Below are 19,914 nucleotides of genomic sequence, written 5' to 3'. Positions count from 1 at the left end.
AGGTCGGCGCGGACACCCACCGGGCAACCGCGGAGACCGGCGGGGCGACCGCGGAGACCGGCGAGGCGACCGCGGGAACCGGCGAGGCGACCGCGGAAGACGGCATCACGCGACCCTCCCCAGCGGGGTGGAGGCCGGGTTGGCGGCAAGGGCGTCGAGCGGCATGACATCGGCACCGAGGGCCGCAGCCAGCCGCCGGGCCAGACCGAGCCGGATCGGCCCGGCCTCGCAGTCGACAACCACCGCCGCCACGCCGGCCAGTGCCGGCGCGACGAGCACAGGATCCGGCCCGCTGGTCGCGCGCCCGTCGGTGACGACGATCAGCAGCGGCCGCCGGCGCGGATCACGGCGGCGCTCGGTGGCGATGGTCGCGGCCGCGGCGCGCAGGCCGGCGGCCAGCGGGGTACGCCCACCGGTACGCAACCCGGCGAGCCGCAGCACCCCGACCTCGTGGCTGGACGTGGGCGGCAGCACCTGATCCGCGGTCGACCCCCGGAAGGTGATCATGCCGATCCGGTCCCGCCGCTGGTAGGCGTCCCGCAGCAGCGAAAGCACAGCGGTCTTGACGACGGTCATCCGCTTCCGCGCGGCCATCGACCCGGACGCGTCCACGACGAACAGCACCAGGTTGGCCTCACGCCCGACATGCACTGCCTCCCGCAGGTCACGCGGCTGCACGAACCCCATCCGCCGCACAACCGCGGCCCGCCTGCCCACCGGACCAGCGGGACCGGAAACAGGCGCGCGGTCGAGTACCCGGCCGTCCTGCCCACCCGGCGCGGTGAGCCGAGGACCCGGTAGCGGCAATGCGGCGGCACCGCGGTGGATGGCAGCTCGCAAAGTAGCCGGCAGATGCGGCGCACCGGCGAGCTTGCCGCGCGGAACCCGCGAGCCGACCACCCGCCCGCGCCGCGCGAAGGCCGGCGACCGGCGCCCGGCATGCCCACCCTCACCGCGAGCAGCGATCCGCAGCGTCCGCGGCCGGTAGGCGACACCCGCCTGAGCCGCCGCACCCCCGCTCACCTTGCGCTGATCATCGGCCGGCGCCTCACCGGCATCCCCCGGAGCCTGCTCGACCGGGCCGGAAGGCTCGCCCCTCCGCCCAGGCCCACCGGAACCGTCCGGGCCACCGGAGCCGGGACCGCCGGAATCGGGACCGCGGGAATCCGGACCACCAGAATCGGGCCCGCCGGAGTCCGGGCCGCCAGAATCAGGCCCGCTCGAATCAGGGCCACCGGAATCCGGCCCGTCAGGACCGTCACCGGGCGGCGGATCCTCGTCCGGATCATCCTGAGCGGCCTGATCCAGCGCCTCTTCCAACCGCTCCTCATCCGTACCCGGCGGATCAAGCGGATCCTTGCGACGCCGATGCGGCAACGCCAGCCGCGCCGCGTCCCGGATATCCTCGGCCGTCACCCGATCGCGACCATGCCACGCCGCCAGGGCGACCGCGCACCGCGCCACCACGATGTCGGCGCGCATCCCGTCGACGCCGTAGGCCAGGCACACCCGGGCGATCCGGTCCAGCTCGGCGTCCGGCAGCTGCACGAACGGCACCGCTTCCCGAGCCGCCAGGATCCGCTCGGCCAGGGCCTGCTCATCGGCCGCGAACCGGGCCGCGAACGCATCCGGGCCGGCCTCGTACGCCAGCCGGCGCCGGACCACCTCGGCCCGCAGCTTCGCGTCGCGCGGGGCGGCGACCGTCACGACCAGGCCGAACCGGTCCACGAGCTGCGGGCGGGGCTCGCCCTCCTCGGGGTTCATCGTGCCGACCAGCAGGAACCGGGCCGCGTGCTTGACCGACACACCGTCGCGCTCGACGTGGGCGCGGCCCATCGCCGCCGCGTCGAGCAGCAGATCCACCAGGTGGTCCGGCAGCAGGTTGACCTCGTCGACGTAGAGGGCACCGCGGTGGGCCGCGGCGAGCAGACCCGGCTCGTACGCCTTGACGCCGTCGGCGAGCGCACGCTGGATGTCCAGGGTGCCGACGACCCGGTCCTCGGTGGCACCGACGGGCAGTTCGACCAGCGTGGCGGGCCGGTGGCCGTGCGGCGCGCCGGGCTCGTGCGGCCCGTCGGGGCAGCCGGGGTCGGGCGCCGCGGGATCACAGGCGAAGCGGCAGCCGCGGACCACGTCGACCTCGGGCAGCAGGGTGGCCAGGGCACGGACGACCGTGGACTTGGCCGTGCCCTTCTCGCCGCGGACCAGGACCCCGCCCACGGCGGGGGACACGGCGGTCAGCAGCAGCGCGAGCCGCAGGTCGTCGAGGCCGACGACGGCAGAGAACGGGTACGGCGTCACGCCCGGTCCTTTCCGCGGGTCCGCGCCCGCGTGTGGAAGGTACGAGCGGCCGGAGTCTCCTGACTTCCGGGGACGAACCCCGGTCACAGTGGCGGGACCGTCCCGGTCTCCCACCGGGTTCCTCCACTGCCGCTCGCGAGCCACTCTTTCTCACGGCCCGGCACGCCGTCAACGCGGGGTCACGTGGGCATCCTCACCACCCGGCCCACGCCCAGCTCAATGCCCCGGCGACGGCCGCCGGCCCCCGGTCGGAAGGATCCCGGGCCGGCGGGCGGGCCGGGCAGGACCCCGGGCGGGGGACAGCCGCTCAGCCGACTCCCGGCAGCGCCTTCTCCGTGTCCGGCAGCGGCTCCGGAGCGAGCTTGTCCAGCTCCTTGAGCACATCCGTGACCGCCAGCGCCGACTGCTCCACCAACGGCCGCATCCGCCGGTACAGGTCGGCGTTCTCCGGGTCCGGCCGTTCGTGCTCGGTGATCGCCACCAGCGCCGCCGCCTCGTCCAGGTCCGGCAGCTCCCCCAGCGCGTGCCGGGCCAGCAGGCAGGCACCCAGGGCCGTCCCTTCCGGCGTGTCGGCGATCGCCACCGGCAGGTCCAGCGCCGCCGCCAGGATGCCGACCCACAGCTCCGAGGCGACCGCCCCACCGGTGGCCCGGACCTCGGTCATCGCGATGCCCTCGTCGGCGAACGTGTCCCGGACCAGCGCCAGCTGCTGGCACACCCCCTCGACCGCGGCCCGGACCAGGTGGGCCCGGCCGTGCTCGCGGCGCAGGCCGATGTACGCCCCGCGCATCCCCCCGCGCCACCACGGCGCCCGTTCGCCCAGCAGGTACGGCAGGCAGAGCAGCCCCTCACTGCCCGGCGCCACCCCCGCCGCCTCGGTCAGCAGGGCCGCGTCCCGGACGTCGGCGTCCTCGCCCTCGGCGGTCGGCCGGTCGAAGCCGCCCGCGAAGGTCTGGCCGGCCCAGCGGACCACGGATCCCGCGTTGTTGATCGCGCCGCCGACCACCCACCGGTCCTCGGTCAGCGCGTAGCAGAACAACCGGCCCGCCTTGTCCGCGGTCGGGCCGTGCACGACGGTGCGCAGGGCGCCGCTCGTGCCCAGGGACACGGCCGCCACCCCGACCGGCGTCGCGCCCACGCCCAGGTTGGCCAGCGGCCCGTCGGCGGCACCGATGATCAGGGGCAGGTCCGGCGGGAGCCCGGCGGCGACCGCCACCTCCCGGTTGAGGCGCAGCTGCCGGGTCGTCGGTACGACCTCGGCCAGCCGGCTCTCCTGGATCCCCGCCAGCTCCAGGGCCTCGGGGTCCCAGCGCCGCTGGTGGATGTCGTACATTCCGGTGCCGGAGGCGACCGACAGGTCCAGCAGGAACCCCTCGTCCGCGATCCCCGCCAGGACGATCTCCTTGACGCCGCCCCAGCGCGGCGTGTCCCGCAGGACAGCCGGGTCGGTGGCACCCCACCAGGCGAGTTTGGTCAGCGGCGACATCGGGTGCACCGGCGTACCGGTGCGGGCCTGGAGGTCCTTGGCCCGGCCGGACGCCACGATCCGGTCGCTCTGCCCGGCGGCCCGGTTGTCCGCCCAGGTGATCAGCGGTCCGCGGGCCGTGCCGTCGGCGTTCATCGGGACCAGCGCGTGCAGGAACGCGCTGAGGCTCACGGCGATGACCCGGTCACCGCGCTCGCGGGCCTCCTTGGCCACGGTGACCAGTGCTTCGATCGCGGCGTCGCGCAGCTTCACCGGGTCGAGCTCGGCCTGTCCCGGGCCGGGCACCGACAGCGGGTAGTGCACGCTGGTCATCGCGCGCACCTCACCCGTCGGCCCGGCGGCGATGGCCTTGGTCGCGGTGGTTCCGGTGTCGATACCGATGACGACGTCCATGCAGCCTCCCTGATCGCCGACAGACATGCCCGATCACCGCGCACCTCAAGCCCGCGGCGGAACCGCATGGCGGAGAGCCGGTTACGGACCCCCGGCGGCGGGACCGGACACCTGTCCCCCGACCTTAGGCGAGTCGCACCCGGACCGCCTGCCCTCGCGCGGTGGTCACCTCGGCCTCGTCGGCCGCGGCGGGCAGCAGCGCCGCATCGCCGGTGATGGGCAGCCAGGTGCCGCCGGCCACGCGGTAGCGCAGTCTGCCCGGGGCGGCGACCACGACGCCCTGGCCGTCGGGCAGCCGTACCTGCACGGGCAGGGGCGCCGCGGGGTCCGGGAAGCCGCGCAGCACCGGTTCCGGGCCGCCCAGCGACAGGAACAGGCGTACGCGATCGTCGGTGCTGGTCAGGGTCTGCACGACGAACCGGCGGCCGTCGCCGGTGGTCCCTCGCAGGATCCAGGTGTCGGCGGGCGGTGGGGTGATCCGATAGCCGTACCGGTCGTCGTAGCCGTCGCGGCCGGCGAGGTCCCACAGATCGTCCGCCTCGGACGCCGGGCCGGTCAGCAGCCGGGCCCGGCGTGCGGTACCGGCCGGCGGCGCCCCGCGGCCGGCTTCCTCGATCAGCCGGGAGAGATTGACCAGGCCGACCGAGCGGTCACCCTGCGAGTCGGGTACGTCGGCACGCAGCGCCACCCGGATCAGGCTCCGCGACTGCGCGGTGGCCTCGAAAGCCACGCCGTCGTGGGTCCGGAAGTCGAGCGGCGTGAAAGTGCGGCTGATCTTGCCCCGCCCGGTGTAGGCGACGGCCGGCGAGTACCGGATGCCGCGGCCGTCGTCGAGGACCATCAGCACGTCGCGGTCCGGCCCGAGCAGCGCGGCGGTGGCGTTGGTGGCCCCGGTGAGCATCTCTTCGAGGGAGATGACCCGCAGCCCGTCCGGTGTCTGCTCGACGAAGCCGGTCAGGCCGTGGCTGATCTGGCCGATCGGGGACGCGACCCGCTGCGGCACCCGCTGCGCGACGACCGCCACCCGGCTGTCGTGCGGCGCCAGGCCGGCCCACGCGACGTGCGGCTCACCGCGCACCTGCAGGCCGCCGAGGTGGTCGCGCCAGGCCTGGCGGACGCGGTCGAGGAAGGCGGCGTCGCGCTTGAGGTCGCCCCGGGTCGGGTGGTCGAGCAGGGCCGAGGCGACCGGCGCCGCACCGCCGTCGTCACCGGAGATCAGGGCGCCGGCGGTGCCGCCGGCGGCGATCGTGGCCAGGCCCGCGGCGAGCACGGTACGGCGTCGCACCACCCGCCGCCGGCCACCGGCCCGCACCCGGTCCAGCAGGTCGGGCGGGGTCCGCAGGTCACCGGTGGCGTGCTCCAGCGCGGTACGGATGTCGGTGTCGGTCATGCCCGTCCCCGTTCGGTGGTCGTGGTGACGGGGTCGAGGGCAGCCCGCAGCCGGGTCAGGCCCCGGGACACGCTGCTCTTGACGTTGCCCTCGGAGCAGTCCAGTGCCCGCGCGACCTCGGCGACCGGCAGGTCCTCCAGGTAGCGCAGCACCACCGCCGCGCGTTGCCGTGGCGGCAGCGCCCGTAACGCCTCCACCACGGTGTCGCGGACCACGACGTGCTCACTGTGGTCCGGCGCGGCGACGTCGTGGCTGCCCAGAGGTGCCTCCGGGCGGCGGCCCCGGCGGCGCCAGCGGTTGGCGGCCCGGTTGACCAGGGCACGGCGGGCGTACGCCTCCGGCATGCTGTGGATCCGGCGCCATTTCACGTACATCTGCTCCAGCACCTCCTGCACCAGGTCCTCGGCACTGTGCCGGTCCCCGGTGAGCAGGTACGCGATCCGCAGCAGGCCGGTGCCGCGGCTGCGTACGAAGTCGTCGAACCCGTCGTGCATGGCCTGCCTCTCCCCGTCCGTCACCCTGCCTGACACCGGCGGGCGGGGAAAGGTTGCCGGTCAGCCCGCCAGTTTCCGGGCGTACGCCGCGCGCAGCTCTTCCCAGCCGTGGGCGGTGGCGTCGCGGCCGCGGATGACCCCGACCGGGTCACCGGCCAGCAGCCGCGCCAGCACGGCGACGCACAGGTGCCAGCCGGCCAGGAACATCGGCGCCTCGTCACGCTTGGCGAAGGTGTGCCGCAGGGTGAGCGTGGTGCCGCCGTCGGCCGGGGTCAGCTCCCAGCGCAGCAGGTCGTCGCCCCACGTGTATTCGAGCAGGGTGGGCGCGTCCGCGCGCAGCACAGTCGCGGGCAGGTCCGTCCGATCCGGACCGTCGACCATCGCCAGGGTGGTCTCGCCGGTGCGCGACAGGTCGCGGGCGGCGGCGAACGGGGCCCACTGGTCGAGGCGCTCGGGGTCGGTGAGGGCGGCCCACACCTTCTCCGGCGGGTGCGGCAGGGCCCGCACGAAGATCAGGGTCCAGGACCCGCCGCCGTCGGCGACGACGGTCGCGTCGGCGAGCGGGCCGGGGTCGAAGTCGGCCTTCATGATTCCTCCAGGTGGCGTTCCAGGGCGTCCAGGTGCCGGGTCCACAACCGGCGGTACGGCGCCAGCCAGGCGTCGAGCGCACGGAACGGTCCGGGCTCGAGGGAGTAGATGCGTTGCTGGGCGGCGGTGCGGCTGGCGACGAACCCGGCCTCGCGCAGCACCTTCAGGTGTTTGGAGACGGCCGGCTGGCTCATCGCGAGCTTCTCGACCAGCTGGCCGACGCTGCTGTCGGCCAGCCGCAACTCGTCGAGGATCCGCCGGCGGGTCGGCTCGGCGAGTACGGAGATGGCGTCCACGGGCACGGGACCGACTATTCCACCGCGGTTATATAACCGTCAAGGCATGCAGGTATCCTCGGGGCATGCGGGTGCTGATCGTGACGTCCGGCTCGACCGGTGATGTGGCCCCGTACACGGGACTCGGCGCCCGGCTGCGCGACGCCGGCCACCACGTCACGCTGGCCACCCACGAGCCGTTCCGGGAGCTCGTCGACCTGCCGTTCGTGGCCCTGCCCGGCGATCTGCGGCAGATCCTGCCGCGGGCGCGCGGCCAGGACGGCACCGGCTCGGGCACCGGGCCGCGGGCCCTGCTGCGGCTGCTGCGCATCGCCCGGCCGCTGGTCGCCGAGCTGGGCGACGGCATCGTGCGGGCGGTCGAGCAGACCGGCGCCGAGGCGGTGCTGTTCTCCACGGTCGTCGCACCGCTGGGCTATCAGGTGGCCGAGGCGGCGGGCATCCCGTGGGCCGGGGTCTTTCTGCAACCGGTCTTCCCGACCGGTGACTTCGGGCCGGTGCTGGTCGGCGGCCGTGCCCTGGGCCGGACGGGCAACCGGCTCACCGGGCGCTTCCTGGAGTCCGCGGCGCACCCGCTCTATGCCGGGCCGGTCCGCGAGCTGCGCCGGCGTCTCGGCCTGCCCCGCCGGGGCATGGCCGCGCTGCAACGGGACCAGCAGCACCGGTGGCCGACCTTCCACGGCTTCAGCCCCAGCGTGGTGCCCCGGCCCGCGGACTGGCCGGCCTCGCAGGAAGTGGTCGGCTACTGGTGGCCTGAGCGCCCGCCGGGCTGGAGCCCGCCCGCCGAGGTCGAGCGGTTCCTCGCCGCCGGGCCGCCGCCGGTGTTCGTGGGCTTCGGCAGCATGGCCCCGGGTCACGGGGAGCGCCTCGCGGTGCCCGTGCTGGCCGCCGTGCGCGCCGCCGGAGTGCGGGCGGTCGTGCAGGCGGGCTGGTCGGGGCTGCGCGTCGAGGACGGGCCGGACGTGCTGAGTGTCGGTGCGCTGCCGCACGACTGGCTCTTCCCGCGGATGGCCGCGGTGGTGCACCACTGCGGGGCGGGGACGACCGCTGCCGGATTACGCGCGGGAGTGCCGGCGGTGGGCGTACCGGTGCTGGCCGATCAGCCGTTCTGGGCCCGGCGGCTGCACGAGCTCGGGGTGGCGCCGCCGCCCGTACCGCTGCCGAAGCTGACGGCCGACCGCCTGGCCCGGGCTCTCCGGTCGGTCACGACCGAGCCGCGCTACGCGGCGCGGGCCGCGGCCGTCGCGGCCCGGCTGGCGGACGAGGACGGCACGGCCCGAATCGCGCAGTGGCTGGAAAAGCCGCAGCCGCCCTCCTGATCAGGAGGGCGGCTGGGACACGAAACGACCGATCAGCGCTCGTTGATCGGGATGAACTGCCGCTCGGTCTCGCCGATGTAGAGCTGGCGCGGGCGACCGATCTTGGTGGCCGGGTCGGCGTTCTGCTCGGCCCACTGGGCGATCCAGCCGGGCAGTCGGCCGAGGGCGAACAGCACCGTGAACATCTTGGTCGGGAAGCCCATGGCCTTGTAGATCAGGCCGGTGTAGAAGTCGACGTTCGGGTACAGCTTGCGGGAGACGAAGTAGTCGTCCGCAAGGGCGATCTCCTCGAGCTTCAGCGCGATGTCGAGCAGCGGGTCGGGTCGGTCCATCGTGGAGATGACGTCCTGGACGGCCTTCTTGACGATGGCGGCGCGCGGGTCGTAATTCTTGTAGACCCGGTGGCCGAAGCCCATGAGCTTCACGCCCTTCTCCTTGGCCTTGACGCGGCGCACGAAGGCGTCCACGTCACCGCCGTCGGCGCGGATGCCCTCGAGCATCTCCAGCACCGCGGAGTTGGCGCCGCCGTGCAGCGGGCCGGACAGAGCGTTGATGCCCGAGGACACCGACGCGAACAGGTTGGCCTGCGCCGAGCCGACCAGCCGCACGGTCGACGTGGAGCAGTTCTGCTCGTGGTCGGCGTGCAGCACGAAGAGCATGTCGAGCACCTTGGCGAGCGTCGGGTCCACCTCGTAGTTCACGGTGGGCAGCCCGAACGTCATGCGCAGGAAGTTCTCGACGTAGTCCAGGGAGTTGTCCGGGTACGGCAGCGGGTGGCCGATGGACTTCTTGTACGCGTACGCCGCGATCGTCGGAAGCTTCGCCATCAGCCGGATCCCGGAGATCTCGACCTGCTCCGGATCGGTCGGGTCGAGCGCGTCCTGGTAGAACGTCGACAGCGCGGTGACGGCCGAGGAGAGCACGGCCATCGGGTGCGCGTCGCGCGGGAAGCCGGAGAAGAAGGCGCGCATCTCCTCCTGCAGCAGCGTGTGCACGCGGATCTTGTCGCCGAACTCGGCCAGCTGGGCCGGCGTCGGCAGCGCGTCGTGGATCAGCAGGTACGACACCTCGAGGAACGAGGCCTTGCCCGCGAGCTGCTCGATCGGGAAGCCCCGATAGCGCAGAATGCCGGCGTCACCGTCGATGTAGGTGATCGCCGACGCGCAGGAAGCCGTGTTGACGAAGCCCTGGTCCAGGGTGACGTATCCGGTCTCCTTCAGCAGCGCGCTGACGTCGATGCCGCCTGGACCCTCGACCGCCGGGCGGACCGGCATGGACAACTGGCCACCGGGGTGGTCGAGCTTGACATCCGTCATGTATTTCCCTCACTTCACCGGCAGATGTCGCCAATAACCTGCCGTTCACCGTAAACCCTCAACCTGAACGGGTCATCAGACGGTCGACCGCTGAGGGATTGATCACGACCGCCTTCCCAGGAACACCATAGATAATGGTCTGTGGACCGCGTCGTCGCGGTGCGGAGGTGGTGAACCGATGCGGATACCCGGCCCTGCTCCTGTCGTCGTGGGCGTCAACGGCACTTCCTCGGGGCTGGCCGCCGCGCGGCTGGGTGCGCGGGAGGCCGTGGCCCGGGGTCAATCGCTGCGGATCGTGCACGTGTTCTCCTGGCCCGGCCCGCGCTCCTTCGATGATGCACCCGACTGGGCCACGGCGCGCCACGAGGCCGGGCGGATCGTGGCCGAGGCGGTCGCCACCGCCACCCGCACGGTGCCCGGTGTGCACGTCGAGGGCCTGCTCGCCGACGGCCTGCCGGTCCGTGAGCTGCTGCGGCAGAGCCGCGCCGCGGACCTGATCGTGCTCGGCGACGACGACCTCGCCCTCAGCCCACGCCTGCCGGCCGACTCGGTGCTCGTGCAGACCGTCGCCCGGGCCCGCTGCCCGGTCGTGGTGGCCCGGGGCAACCGCCCGCCGGCCGGCCCGCTGCTGACCGCTGTCGACGGCTCGCCGAGCTCGATGCTGGCCCTGCGGCTGGCCGCGGCGGAGGCCCGCCGCCGGCACGCCCCGGTGGAGGTCACGCACGTGGTGAGCCACGAGGGCGAGCGGGAGGCCGGCCGGCTCCTGCTGGAGGCCGCGGTGGCCGGCGTCGAGGGCCTCGAGGGCGCCCGGCGCCGGATCCTGGTCGGCGAAGCTGCGCCGATTCTCATCCGCGCGTCGCGTCGAGCCCGGATGATGATCGTGGGTCCGCGGGGCGTCAGCGGCGGCTCACTGCTGGGCGCGGTGGCTCAGCAGTTGCTGCGCAGGTGCGCCTGTCCGACAGTGTTTGTCCACGGAAACCCTGCCGGGGACAGGTCGCCGGCGGGTACGGTGCCATCGGCGGGAGCGCTGATGAGCTGACTGGCCAGGGGGCGATGACGGGTGCTGACCGCAGCTCCGTCGACACGGGGTCGGCGACGGTGGAAGCTCTTCGGCATCGCCGGCGTGCTCGCCACGGCCCTGTACACCCTGAATCTGGCCGAACCGGTCAGCGTGGCCTGCTTCGCCGCGATCGGCGCCGGCACGGTCTGGGCGTGCTTCTCCGCCCCGCGCCGCCTCGGCGCCGAGCCCCGCGCCGCCTGGTTGTTCATGGGCGCCGCGGCCCTGCTGTTCCTGGTCGGCGTGGTGGTCCGGCCGCTGGTGGTCGGCCGGCCGCTGATCGCGGACGCGTTCACCGTGCCGGGCTACGTCCTGATCGGCACGTCCTTCACCATGCTGCTGCGCTCGCGGGGCGGCATCGCCCGGCACTCGGTCCTCGACGGGCTCATGGTCTGCCTGGCCGGCGGGCTGGCAAGCGCGCTGCTGCTCGCGGCGCCGGCCGCGGCGATCGCCGACCGGCCGGCGATCGAGTCGGTGCTGGCCGGGCTCTACCCGCTGTTCGACGTGGTGCTGCTGGCCCTGGGCATCAACCTGACCTTCACCGCGCGCACCTGGCCGGTGAGCCTGACGGCGCTGATCGGCGGGATGGCGCTCATGGTCGTGGGCGACGTGGCGTACGGGATCATCGGCGTGGAGGGCAAGACCTACACGTCACCGCTGCTGGACGTGCCGTTCCTGCTGGCGTACGTGCTGCTCGGGGTGAGCGCGCTGCATCCCTCGGTGGTCGGGCTGGGCCGCGCCACCCGGCACCCGGTGCAGGCCTGGTCGTGGCGCCGGATGACCCTGCTGGTGCCCGCCGTGTCCACCCCGTTCGTGCTGCTGGTGCTGGTCGGCGGCAACTCGCCGGAATACCGCGCGCTGATCGGCGCCTGCGGCCTGGCCATCGTCGCGCTGCTGCTGCTGAGGGCCGTCTCCGCGGTCCAGGCGCAGGTCGCGGCGCAGCTGCACTCGGAGCACCAGGCGATGCACGACCCGCTGACCGGCCTGCCCAACCGCCGGATGATCTCGCACGAGATCGAGCGGCTGCTGGGCACGGTGCCCCCGCCGGGCCCCCGGCGGATCTGGGTGTATCTGCTCGACCTGGACGGCTTCAAATGGGTCAACGACTCCTGGGGCCACGACACGGGTGACCAGCTGGTCATCGAGGTCGCGGCCCGCCTGCGCGCGGCGATCCCGGCCGGCACGATGCTGGCCCGGGTCGGCGGGGACGAGTTCCTGGTCGCCTACCTCGGTGACGAGCAGGGCGCGCTGCGGCTGGTCGACATCATCCAGGGCTGCTTCGCCGGCTCGCTGCGGGTCCGCGACACCGAGGTGGTGATCAGCGCGTCGATCGGCATCGCGCACGCGCCCGGCGACGACTCCCCCGAGGTGACCGCCCAGGCCCTGCTGCGCGACGCCGACACCGCGATGTACCGCTCGAAGGCCGAGGGCCCCGGGCGGGCCACCATCTTCGACACCTCCATGCACGACCGGGTCCGCGAGCGCATCGAGCTGGAGGGCGCGCTGCGCACGGCCCTGGTGGAGGGCCAGCTCAGCGTCGTCTACCAGCCGATCGTACGGCTGGAGACGGGCCGGCCGATCGGCGCCGAGGCCCTGGTGCGGTGGAACCACCCGCAGCGCGGCCCGATCCCCCCGATGACCTTCATCCCGGTCGCCGAGGACGCCGGCCTGATCGGCACGCTCGGCACCTGGGTACGCAACGAGGCGCTCAGCCAGCTGGCCACCTGGCGCGCGGACGGCACCGTGGGATCCGACTTCTACCTGTCCATCAACGTCTCGCCGCGCCAGCTCAGCAACGCCGAACTGCCCCTGATCGTGGCCGGAGAGCTGCTCCAGCACGGGGTGCCCGCGGCGGCCGTGGCGCTGGAGATGACCGAGTCGGTGATGGCCGACGGCGGCAGCGTCACCGCCCGGGTGCTGTACGAGCTGCGCGAGCTCGGCCTCAAGCTGCTCGTCGACGACTTCGGCACGGGCTTCTCGGCGCTGGGCTACCTGCGCCGCTTCCCGGTCACCGGGGTCAAGATCGACCGGTCGTTCGTGTCCGGGCTCGGCGAGAGCGGTGAGGACGAGGAGATCGTCCGGGCCGTGGTGGCGATGAGCCGGGCGCTGGGCCTGAGCATCGTGGCCGAGGGGGTGGAGACCCGGGTCCAGCGCGACGCGCTCGCCGCGGTCGGCGTGACCCAGGGCCAGGGCTGGCTGTGGGGGCCGGGGGTGGGGGCCGGAGACTTCGCCACCCACTGGGGCGCCCGGCGGTACGCCCCCGCTCCTCCCGGGTGAACCCGCGGCCCAGCGGGTACCGTCATCCCCATGAGGTGACAAACGTCTCCTCAGCCCCTGGCGTCCCGCCGACAAGTCCGGCATTATTCGCTCGCCCGGATCCTTGCCTTCGGCGGCGCCGGGCCGATCACATGGGGACCGGAGGAGGCGACATGATGACGAGTTTGATCGGATCCGAGGGGTCCGTGCTCTGGCTGGTGGCCGTGCTGCTCTTACTGGCCTCAGGACTGACCGCCGCCCTGCTCCTGGCCGTCCGGAGCAGCTCCGCGCCGATGCGCGCCGACCGCCGCACCCCGGAGCACTGACCGGCGACCCATGACCCGGCGACATCGACACCGTCGCTCGCTGGCAGGCTGAGTGGATGCGCTTCGCCACGTGGAACGTGAACTCGGTCAAGGCCCGGCTGCCCCGGCTGCTGGACTGGCTCGAGCAGGCCCGGCCCGACGTGCTCTGCCTGCAGGAGACCAAGGTCGCCGCCGACGGTTTCCCCGAGCAGGAGGTCGCCGCGCTCGGCTACGAGACCGCCGCGTACGGCCAGGGCCGCTGGAACGGCGTCGCCCTGCTCTCCCGGGTCGGCCTGGCCGACGTGCGGCACGGCTTCGACGGCGAGCCCGGTTTCCCCGAGCCGGAGGCCCGCGCGATCAGCGCCACCTGCGCCGGCATCCGCTTCACCTCGGTGTACGTGCCCAACGGGCGCACCCCGGACGACCCGCACTACGCGTACAAGCTGGCCTGGTTCGCCGCCCTGCGCGACGCGCTCGCCGCGACGAGCGGGCCCGCCGTGGTGGCCGGGGACTTCAACGTCGCCCCGAGCGACGACGATGTCTGGGACATCAAGGTCTTCGCCGGCTCCACCCATGTCACCCCGCCCGAGCGCGAAGCCCTGGCCGCGCTGCGGGCGCTCGGTCTCACCGACGTCGTGCCCCGGCCCATGAAGGGCGACCGGCCGTTCACCTACTGGGACTACCGGGCCGGCATGTTCCACCAGAACAAGGGCATGCGGATCGACCTGGTCTATGCGACCGCCGACGTGGCGGGCCGGGTCACCGACGCGGTGATCGACCGGGAGGCCCGCAAGGGCAAAGGCCCCTCCGACCACGCTCCGGTGCTCGTCGACCTGGCCGGCGACGCCGCCCGACCACCCGCCGCGTAGTCGCCCGTCTGAGCAGAGCCGGATCCTCCCGCACCGCGTAGGCTGGGCGGGATCGTCACCGTCCGGCGGGGAGAGGAAGGGGTACGGACATGGACACCCGAATACCGGCCGCTCCGGTCCTCGCCCCCGCGCCCGCCCTGCTGCGCGCGGCGCTGGACGCCGCCGGCGAGGCGGTGCTGCTGTGCACCGCCGAGGATCACACGATCGTGCTGGTCAACGCCGCGGCCCAGGCCATGCTGCCCGATGTGCGGCCGGGCGTCACGGCCGCGCACAGCCCCTTGGCCGGGCTCGCCCGCGCGATCGCCGAGGGCACCAGCACCTTCACCGGCGACCACCAGGGCCGGCAGTTGCTCGGCCACCGCCGCCCGCTCGGCGACGAGCACTACGGGTGGTATCTGCAGGACATCACCGAGGAGATCGCCCGCGCCCAGGAGTTCCAGGCGGAACGCGACCGCACGCTGTTCCTGGCCGAGGCGGGCCGCCGGTTGTCCGCCTCGCTCAACCAGCGGCGCTGCCTGCGTACCACCGTCGAGCTGGCTGCGGCCCACCTGGCCGACGCCGCGGTCGTGGTGTTGCCGGCCCGCCGCCGGCAGAACGAGTGGATGCGGCTGATCGCCGGCGAGTCCGTGCAGGAGGGCATGCTCCGCGAGAGTGTGCTCGGTGAGGTCCCCGGCCTGGAAGAGGCGCTGGGCGGCTTCCCGCCGATCCCGAGCCGCTGGCTGGACGCCTCGCAGGTGCCGGCGTGGCTGCTGCCCGAGGGCTTCGGCCCGGTCGGCGCCCTGCTGGTGACGCCGCTGCCGGGCAACGCCGAGCCGGCCGGCGCGCTGATCCTGGCCCGGCGCGGCCCCGACGCGGTGTTCTCCGCCGAGGACGAGATGCTGGCCCGGATCTTCGCCGCCCGCGCGGGCGCCGCGATCTCCGCCGCCGCCCTCTACCGCGACCAGGTCGACACCACCGCCATCCTGCAGGCCGACCTGCTGCCGCCGGAGCTGCCGCAGCCCGAGGGCGTCGAGCTGATCGGCTCCTACCAGGCGGCGAAGGACGCGCTGCGGATCGGCGGCGACTTCTACGACGTCTTCGGCCCGGTCGAGGACAGCCCGGAGACGGTCGTCGCGCTGGGCGACGTCTGCGGCAAGGGTCCCGAGGCGGCCGTCCTGACCGGCAAGGTTCGCCAGACACTGCGCGCGCTGCGGCTGGTCGACGCCGACCCGGCCGCGATGCTGACCGTGCTCAACCGCGCGCTGCTGGGCTCGGGCCGCCAGCACCGCTTCGTCACCCTGGTCGTCGCCGCGATCAGCCGGGCCGAGCACGGCCGGGTGCGCATGTGCCTGGCCACCGGTGGGCATCCCGCGCCGCTCGTGCTGCGCGCCGACGGCACGGTCGAGCCGGTCCCGGTCTCCGGCACGCTGATCGGGGTCGTCCCGCACATCACCGTGGGCCCGGCCATGGTCGAGCTGGCCCCGGGCGAGCTCTGCCTGCTGTACAGCGACGGTCTCACCGAGGCCCGCGGCGGCCCGAGCGGCACGGAGCAGTACGGCGAGAGCAGGCTTCGCGACGCCCTCGCGAGCTGCGCCGGCATGCCCGGCGCGGCAGCGGTGGAACGGGTCCGCCAGCTCGTCTCCGACTGGGTGCACGGCGGGGTCCGCGACGACATCGCGATGCTCGCCGTGCGCGCGCCGTCGCGCACCAAGCTGAGCCTGATGGACACCGGCGCCTCCCCCGTCTCGCCGTTCGCCATCGATGCCCGGCGGGGTGACCGCCGGGGCCGGAGCCGCTGATGACCGTCTCCACCACCACTCCCCCGCGTTCCCTGGACGACCCCGGTGTGGGTGAGCAGTATCTGCGCCTGGTGGGCGACGGCGACGAGTACGGCGCCGTCGAGATCGTCACCGCCCTGCTCGACAACGGCGTTGATCCGGCCCGCGTGATGCTGGACCTGATCGCCCGCACCCAGAACCGGGTCGGCGAGCTCTGGGCGGCCAACGAGTGGTCGATCGCCCGCGAGCACGCGGCCACCGCGATCAGCGAACGGGCCCTGGCCGCCGTCTCGGCCCGCAGCACGGTGCGCCCGACCCGCGGCCGGATCACGGTCGCCTGCGTCGACGGCGAGTGGCACGCCCTGCCGGTCCGCATCCTCGGCGAGATGCTGCGACTGGACGGCTGGCGGGTCGACTTCCTCGGCGCCAACGTGCCGGGCCCGCACCTGGTCACCCACCTGCACCAGACCGGCCCGGACGCGGTGGCGCTGAGCTGCATGCTGGCGACCCGGCTGCCGCGGGCCCACGCGGCGATCACGGCCTGCCGCTCGGTCGGTGTCCCGGTGATCGCCGGCGGTCCGGGCTTCGGTCCCGAGGGGCGCTGGGCGCAGCGCCTGGGCGCGGACGCGTGGGCGGCCGACGCCGAGGGTGCGGTGCGGCGGCTGGCCAGGGAGTGGCCGCCGGCGATCGAGGACCCGTACCAGACGGCGTTTCTCGGCGACGACGAATACACGTACCTGGTGCGGCACCGGGGTGAGCTGGTGCAGACCGCGATGACCCGGCTCACGGCGGCGTACCCGCCGATGGGCGCGTACAGCCAGCGGCAGTACGACTCGACGCTCGACGACCTCGGCCACGTGGTCGACTTCCTGGCGGCGGCCCTGTACGTGGCCGACGAGCAGGTCTTCACCGACTTCGTGGCGTGGACCGCGGCGGTGCTGGAGGCCCGCGAGGTGCCGCCGGTGGCCCTGCAGATCGGGCTGACGCTGATGCGCGACCAGCTCCGTGACTATCCGGCGGCGATCAGGATCATCGACGCGGGTGTGGCCACGCTGCGCCGGTAAATCGGTGGACCGCCGTCCGGCCCGGCGCTAGCGTACGGGCATGATCTCCTGACGCTGACCCGCGTAGATCCCGGCCCTGAGGACTCGGGCCCGCCGTGCCGTCTCCGGCGCGTGCCGCTGTGCCACTTCATCGCTTGCACCGTTTCGCCTCGTCCATCGAGGAGGTAGCTCCATGCCTGACCAACCCTTTTCCGTACACGTCGATCCTGACGACCTGGCCCGCCGGCACCTGACGGCGGCGGTGTCCCTGCCGGACACCGTCACCGGCCCGGCGGACCAGCAGCCCGCCACCGGCGGCACCGCAGCGCGGCACGGCCTGCGCGACGCCCGGGTGGCGGCCCGCCTGCGCTCCGACCGCGACCACGCGGGACGGGCGACCGGCGGATCGGCCCGCAGCTACGCGTTCCGCCGCAGCTGACCGGCCCGCGGCGGGCCGGGATCCTCCGGTCCCGGCCCGCCGCCTCCTATCGGCGGGTCAGCAGCGTCTTGCCGATCGCGGTCCGCGCCTCGACGGCGGCGTGCGCGTCGGCCGCCCGTTCCAGCGGGAACGTCTGCCCGATCAGCGGCCGGAGCCGCCCGGCCGCCGCCTCGCCGAGCGCGGCGGCGGCGTAGTACCGGAACTGGTCCGGCCCGAACTGCACGCTCTCGATGCCGGTCACCGTGACACCCGCCGCGACCGGTTCGCCGTGACCCACGAAGGAGCCCGCGGGCATGCCGTGCCCGGAGAAACGGCCACCGGGCGACACGAGCCCGAGGGCGGCCCGCCCGTAGGCCCCGCCCGCGCCGTCGAGCACCACGTCCACACCCCCGACCCGCCCGGTCCAGTCCGGAGCTGAATAGTCCACGACCAGGTCGGCGCCCAGCGGCCCGAGCCGCTCCAGTTTGCGCACGCCCCGGGCCGCCGCGACGACCTCGGCGCCGGCCGCGTGGGCCAGCTGGACCAGCAGCGTGCCCAGCCCGCCCGCGGCCGCGGTGACGAGCACCCGGTCCCCCGGTTTGACGGCGACGATGTCCATGAGCCCCAGCGCGGTGACCCCGTCGTGCAGCAGCGCCGCCGCGTCGGTGAGCGCGACCGCGTCCGGCACCGGGATCAGCCCCTCGGCCGGCTCGAGCGCACGCTCCGCGTAACCACCGTGCGGCCCGGTCCGCGTGACCACCCGGCGCCCGGCCCAGGCCGGGTCGACACCCGCACCGACCAGCGCCACCGTGCCCGCAACCCCGCTACCGGGCCGGTACGGCGGCCGCACCGGGAAGTAGTCCCCACCCTGCCCCTGGCGGATCATCGTCTCGACCCACAGCACGTCCGCGGCGGCCACCTCGACGACGACCTCCCCCGGACCGGGCACCGGATCCGGCGCGTCCACCGCCACCAGCACCTCGGGCCCACCGAACCGGGCCACCTCGACCACCCGCACCCTGACCACCTCCGCTCGACTGTCGTCCGAGGAGAGGCTCCAACCTCAACGCGGCTTCAGGTCAAGCGCCGTAGCAGCTCCGTGATGAAGGGCGCCTTGCCGGCCCGGTACCGCGGCCGGTCCCGGTCGTCGGCCGCGGCCAGGGCGGCTTTGCGGCGGGCGTACTCGGCGGCGTCGTCCGGGTGGCCGCGCAGGTGGTCACGGAAAGCGAGCAGCTGCGGCCAGTCCGGCGCCCGGTCCTCGACGATGTGCAGGTGGTGGGTGCGCCAGGCGATCGACGGGAAGCAGCAGGACCACTTCCGGCGTTCGGCGTCGCCGCGTTCGGGCGCGTGCACCCAGCCGATCCGGGCCAGCGCGTCGATCAGGCCGCTGCTGCGCCCGTGGTCCTCGATGCGGGCCAGCATGTCGATGATGGGCTTGGCGGCGAGCCCGGGAACGGCGGTGCTGCCGATGTGCTCGACCCGGCCCACGAGCCAGGGCCGCAGCGCCGCCTCCACCCGGACCTGCTGGTCGGCGAACGAGGCAGGCCACTCCTCGCGGTAGGGCACGACGACGATCGGGTCCCGGCGCGGCTCAGGCTGCGGCATCGGTCCAGCGTAGAAGCGGCCGCTCTGCATAGACTCGCGCGATGTCTGCGAATCGTCTCCCGTCCACTCCGCGGATCGGTGTCATGTTCGACCGCGATCGGGCGCCCGAGGAGCTGGCCGGGTTCGCCGCGGCGGTCCAGGAGGCCGGCGCCGACGACCTGTGGGTGGTCGAGGACCTGGGCTGGGCCGGCTCGATCAGCTCCGCCGCCGTCGCCCTCGCCGCCACCGACACCCTGCGGGTGGGCATCGGCATCGCCCCGGTGGCGCTGCGCAACCCGGCGCTGCTGGCCATGGAGCTGGCGATGCTCGCGCGGGCCTACCCGGGGCGCCTGGTTCCGGGCCTGGGGCACGGGGTCGCGGACTGGATGCGCCAGGTGGGCGCGGAGCCCGCCAGCAAGCTGGCGCTGCTGGAGGAGACGATCGTCGGGGTACACGCCCTGCTCAGCGGGGAGACCGTCACGATGCGCGGCCGGGAGGTGACGATTGACGGCGTCCGGCTGGTGCACCCGCCGGCCGAGGTGCCGCCGCTGGTCACCGGGGTGGTCAAGGCGAAGTCGCTGGAGCTGTCCGGCCGGTTCGCCGACGGCACGATCATCGCCGAGGGCATCGGCCCGGACCGGATCGCCGCGTCCCGGGAGCACATCGAGCGTGGCCGCGCCGCCGGTGACCGCCCGGCGCACGAGCTGATCGTCTTCGCCTACCTGCACGTGGAGGACGACGCCGGACGGGCCGCCGCGGCCACCCGGGACATGCTCGCCACCCAGGCGGCCTGGCTGGGCGCCGAACCGGCCGAGCTGTTCACCATGATCGGGCCGGCCTCGATCGTGCCGGAGCGGGTGGCGGCGTTGCGGGCCGCCGGTGCGGGCACGATCGTGCTGCGTCCGCTCGGTGACGCGCCGCTCGATCAGGTCCGCCGGGCGCTCGCCGCGCTGCGGGACTGAGCCCGAAGGTGAACCGGACCACATGATCGGCGGCCGCCGACCCCGCCGCGTCGCGGCCGGAACGTGAGCGCGCGGCCTTATCG

At 74.0% G+C, this 19,914-nt stretch carries 18 protein-coding genes and 1 riboswitch; of the genes, 9 read left to right on the top strand and 9 right to left on the bottom strand.

Features of this window, described 5'->3' with window-relative positions; all coding sequences use genetic code 11:
* Nucleotides 1-105 precede the first annotated feature (105 nt).
* From ACZ6S4_RS16645 to ACZ6S4_RS16620, 6 genes are all read right to left on the bottom strand, one after another.
* A complete protein-coding gene (locus tag ACZ6S4_RS16645) occupies nucleotides 106-2,301 on the bottom strand; it encodes a VWA domain-containing protein (protein WP_465475785.1) in 2,196 nt (731 codons plus the stop codon).
* A 31-nt stretch (nucleotides 2,302-2,332) separates the two neighbouring features.
* A riboswitch (cobalamin riboswitch) is annotated at nucleotides 2,333-2,460 on the bottom strand.
* Between the two features lie 148 nt (nucleotides 2,461-2,608).
* Complete coding sequence (locus ACZ6S4_RS16640; RefSeq protein ID WP_465475784.1) at nucleotides 2,609-4,180, bottom strand: gluconokinase; 1,572 nt, start codon at nucleotides 4,178-4,180, stop codon at nucleotides 2,609-2,611.
* A gap of 124 nt (nucleotides 4,181-4,304) precedes the next feature.
* The gene (locus ACZ6S4_RS16635) at nucleotides 4,305-5,570 is read right to left on the bottom strand and encodes a hypothetical protein (RefSeq protein WP_465475783.1); all 1,266 of its coding nucleotides are present in this window, start codon (nucleotides 5,568-5,570) and stop codon (nucleotides 4,305-4,307) included.
* Nucleotides 5,567-6,064 (bottom strand): SigE family RNA polymerase sigma factor, encoded by a 498-nt coding sequence (locus tag ACZ6S4_RS16630; protein WP_465475782.1) that lies wholly within the window; start codon nucleotides 6,062-6,064, stop codon nucleotides 5,567-5,569. Before ACZ6S4_RS16630 ends, ACZ6S4_RS16635 begins: the two co-directional genes overlap by 4 nt.
* 60 nt (nucleotides 6,065-6,124) lie before the next feature.
* The gene (locus ACZ6S4_RS16625; protein WP_465475781.1) at nucleotides 6,125-6,652 is read right to left on the bottom strand and encodes an SRPBCC family protein; all 528 of its coding nucleotides are present in this window, start codon (nucleotides 6,650-6,652) and stop codon (nucleotides 6,125-6,127) included.
* Nucleotides 6,649-6,954: an ArsR/SmtB family transcription factor gene (locus ACZ6S4_RS16620; RefSeq protein ID WP_433718720.1), complete on the bottom strand. Its 306-nt coding sequence runs from the start codon at nucleotides 6,952-6,954 to the stop codon at nucleotides 6,649-6,651. Before ACZ6S4_RS16620 ends, ACZ6S4_RS16625 begins: the two co-directional genes overlap by 4 nt.
* Nucleotides 6,955-7,013: 59 nt before the next feature.
* Between ACZ6S4_RS16620 and ACZ6S4_RS16615 the strand changes: the two genes are divergently transcribed.
* Entirely contained in the window at nucleotides 7,014-8,264 is a 1,251-nt protein-coding gene (locus ACZ6S4_RS16615; protein ID WP_465475780.1) for a glycosyltransferase, read from the top strand.
* A gap of 32 nt (nucleotides 8,265-8,296) precedes the next feature.
* On the opposite strand, the gene ACZ6S4_RS16610 is transcribed toward ACZ6S4_RS16615, so the two are convergent.
* Nucleotides 8,297-9,580, bottom strand: a complete 1,284-nt coding sequence (locus ACZ6S4_RS16610; RefSeq protein WP_465475779.1) for a citrate synthase — start codon at nucleotides 9,578-9,580, stop codon at nucleotides 8,297-8,299.
* A gap of 178 nt (nucleotides 9,581-9,758) precedes the next feature.
* On the opposite strand from ACZ6S4_RS16610, the gene ACZ6S4_RS16605 reads away from it, so the two are divergent.
* From ACZ6S4_RS16605 to ACZ6S4_RS16575, 7 genes are all read left to right on the top strand, one after another.
* Nucleotides 9,759-10,619, top strand: coding sequence for a universal stress protein (locus ACZ6S4_RS16605; RefSeq protein ID WP_465475778.1), 861 nt, complete (start codon nucleotides 9,759-9,761; stop codon nucleotides 10,617-10,619).
* 84 nt (nucleotides 10,620-10,703) lie between these two features.
* Nucleotides 10,704-12,914: a putative bifunctional diguanylate cyclase/phosphodiesterase gene (locus ACZ6S4_RS16600; protein ID WP_465475777.1), complete on the top strand. Its 2,211-nt coding sequence runs from the start codon at nucleotides 10,704-10,706 to the stop codon at nucleotides 12,912-12,914.
* A 152-nt stretch (nucleotides 12,915-13,066) separates the two neighbouring features.
* Nucleotides 13,067-13,219: a hypothetical protein gene (locus ACZ6S4_RS16595; RefSeq protein WP_465475776.1), complete on the top strand. Its 153-nt coding sequence runs from the start codon at nucleotides 13,067-13,069 to the stop codon at nucleotides 13,217-13,219.
* A gap of 56 nt (nucleotides 13,220-13,275) precedes the next feature.
* On the top strand, nucleotides 13,276-14,067 hold the full coding sequence (locus ACZ6S4_RS16590) for an exodeoxyribonuclease III (RefSeq protein ID WP_465475775.1): 792 nt from the start codon (nucleotides 13,276-13,278) through the stop codon (nucleotides 14,065-14,067).
* Between the two features lie 89 nt (nucleotides 14,068-14,156).
* Complete coding sequence (locus ACZ6S4_RS16585; protein WP_465475774.1) at nucleotides 14,157-15,845, top strand: PP2C family protein-serine/threonine phosphatase; 1,689 nt, start codon at nucleotides 14,157-14,159, stop codon at nucleotides 15,843-15,845.
* Nucleotides 15,845-16,888, top strand: a complete 1,044-nt coding sequence (locus ACZ6S4_RS16580; RefSeq protein ID WP_465475773.1) for a cobalamin B12-binding domain-containing protein — start codon at nucleotides 15,845-15,847, stop codon at nucleotides 16,886-16,888. The genes ACZ6S4_RS16585 and ACZ6S4_RS16580 overlap by 1 nt, the downstream gene beginning before the upstream one ends.
* Before the next feature lie 172 nt (nucleotides 16,889-17,060).
* Nucleotides 17,061-17,306 carry a hypothetical protein gene (locus ACZ6S4_RS16575; RefSeq protein ID WP_465475772.1) on the top strand — a complete coding sequence of 82 codons (246 nt, stop codon included), beginning with the start codon at nucleotides 17,061-17,063 and terminating at the stop codon, nucleotides 17,304-17,306.
* 46 nt (nucleotides 17,307-17,352) lie between these two features.
* On the opposite strand, the gene ACZ6S4_RS16570 is transcribed toward ACZ6S4_RS16575, so the two are convergent.
* Nucleotides 17,353-18,303: a zinc-binding dehydrogenase gene (locus tag ACZ6S4_RS16570; protein WP_465475771.1), complete on the bottom strand. Its 951-nt coding sequence runs from the start codon at nucleotides 18,301-18,303 to the stop codon at nucleotides 17,353-17,355.
* Between the two features lie 56 nt (nucleotides 18,304-18,359).
* Nucleotides 18,360-18,890: a GrpB family protein gene (locus ACZ6S4_RS16565; RefSeq protein WP_465475770.1), complete on the bottom strand. Its 531-nt coding sequence runs from the start codon at nucleotides 18,888-18,890 to the stop codon at nucleotides 18,360-18,362.
* A 41-nt stretch (nucleotides 18,891-18,931) separates the two neighbouring features.
* Between ACZ6S4_RS16565 and ACZ6S4_RS16560 the strand changes: the two genes are divergently transcribed.
* Nucleotides 18,932-19,831 carry an LLM class flavin-dependent oxidoreductase gene (locus ACZ6S4_RS16560; protein ID WP_465475769.1) on the top strand — a complete coding sequence of 300 codons (900 nt, stop codon included), beginning with the start codon at nucleotides 18,932-18,934 and terminating at the stop codon, nucleotides 19,829-19,831.
* The last annotated feature ends 83 nt before the right edge of the window (nucleotides 19,832-19,914 follow it).

This window comes from Actinoplanes sp. NPDC051405 (assembly GCF_055586185.1).
This window is presented reverse-complemented; position numbering and strand designations above follow the sequence as displayed.